General features: G+C 40.2%; 1 protein-coding gene. It reads right to left on the minus strand.

What is annotated here, in order from left to right; genetic code table 11:
* Positions 1 to 103 precede the first annotated feature (103 nt).
* Positions 104 to 1,849 (minus strand): PEGA domain-containing protein, encoded by a 1,746-nt coding sequence (locus HN459_07325; protein MBT3479256.1) that lies wholly within the window; start codon positions 1,847 to 1,849, stop codon positions 104 to 106.
* Positions 1,850 to 2,088: the final 239 nt, after the last annotated feature.

Genomic DNA, 2,088 nt, shown 5'->3' on the forward strand with positions numbered 1-2,088 from the left:
AAGAATACATACTATTAAACTTAATATATTTCTCATGAATTTTCTCAGTAGACAACCATGTGGGGTATGACAAATATTGTAATTTTTAATTAACAAGGGCAGATTACCAGACATAACCCAAGCCCATTGATAATCCTCCAACATAACTATAATTCGTACTGGATTGTCTTATTGGCCACCCAAACTTTAGATTATAAAAAGTCTCTGTCCAGTTCCACTGGTATCCCCCATCAATGACAGGTTGGCTCATTTTTATTGTTCGATTTCCATCTAGCTTTGTTGCTAAAGTCAGTTCTACGTCCTCGTAGCCGAAACTCCAAATCCAATGATTTACGGAAAAGCCATCCGGCAACTTGGAGGCATAAAATATTTTGTTGATAGTGGCACTGGTGGCAATTACCTCTTGAATAGTACTACCGTCAGAATAGTAAAAAGTCGTGTCTACATTGTTGATTTCTATGGAACCCGGCCCTTGGTAGAATTCAAACCTCAAACGTTTCCATTGAAAGCCTATTCCAGGTAATAAGAAGTAATTTAGTTCAATTTCTCTAGTCGTGTTATATCCCAATCTCACAGAACTACTTTGACCTAATAACATCACACTCTGCTTATCTCCAGTCCATTCAAGATTTTTAGTAATACCATCTAGACTTATAGCTGGCCAAACAAATGGTATAACAGGTTTTTTCTTTGGTGAACTGTCCACAAAATCTTCAAACTCAACCTTCGCACTACCATCCGGTTCAATACGGACGGTTTTAGTTTCCGATTTAAAACTGCCTTCTTCTGCACTGAGTGTATGACTGACATTGGCCGTGACTTCAAAATTTTTGACAATGTTACCGTTCATCTTTCCAAAATAATTACCTTCAAGTAGTATCCGAGCTTGTGTGTGTACTGCAGGCACACGCACTATCAATCTTCCTGGTTTTGGTTTAAGCGTATATATTTTAATGCCAAGATTTTTCTTATTGATTGTTAGGGTATCTGAGCTATCTTCGTATTTTTTCAATTGCAACTTCAATTTATGATCTCCATATACCAAGCGCAAATCAGCGGGAGTCAGTACTGCTTTGCTCTGGGAGTCCAACTCTAATTTCCCATCAATATAGATTGTAGCTCCAGCTGGATTGGAAGTAATGCGGATGTTACCTCGTTTACGAATCAGCTTTGCATGTTTCTTACGTTTTTCTCCGGGCTTCAAAACAAATATTTCAGCAAAGTCATTATAACTCTCTGCTACCATAAAAACTTCCAGTGGCTTTCTGGCATCCACACTCAAGTCGAGCGGTGTTTTACCCTGATCTCGGCCATCCAGAAAAACTTGTGCTTGAGGTGTAGCCTCCAAACGCAAACTGGCTTTTCCACGTTGAATCAACATTTCACCTGGACGCAAAGCGGTCAGCATTCCGGAAAGGGATTTGCGTGCTTTGGAGAGTGAACAATTTTTGCAAAGTTCATTACGCCGAGAGCTAACGCCGTCCAAATCCTGGCGCACCGCCGTCAAATCCCAACCCTCGCCGGTATCTATTACTTCCAGCGAAAAAGTGTATTCGACGTCAAGCATTTCTCCCATGACCTTAACGCAGGCATCTTCGGTACAATTTTCAGAAGAAAGTTTGTCTATAGCTGCGTCGCGTGCCTGCTCTATTTCCTTTTCGCTCTTAAGTTCGTAATAGGCCGAGAGTTCTGTCTGGACATGGTTATTCAAGGAGCCCTGCAAACCTTTTTTGTCAAGGTCAACAAAATAGATCGGCAGTAACATTGCGGTCGGCTTGATTTGAGCCTGAAGTGGTAAAGCTAAAAACAGCCACGTTAAGCCCGGTAAAAGATATTTCCTGAGTTTCATGTTTTATTTATTTGTGTTTAAAAAAAAAGCCACAGATTTACACGGATAATCACGGATATCATTTAAACTGGACAATCCATGGCAAAAATACTCAGTTTAAATTTTGTATTAAAAAAGCCACAGATTTACGCGGATAATCACGGATGATGGTTTAGTAAAAAGTGCTGAATTGAAAATAAAAAATCACCACAGAGCCACAGAGGTCACAGAGGTCACAGAGGTCACAGAGGTCACAGAGG

This window comes from Candidatus Neomarinimicrobiota bacterium, from assembly GCA_018647265.1.
Classification (GTDB): Bacteria; Fidelibacterota; Marinisomatia; order Marinisomatales; family TCS55; genus TCS55.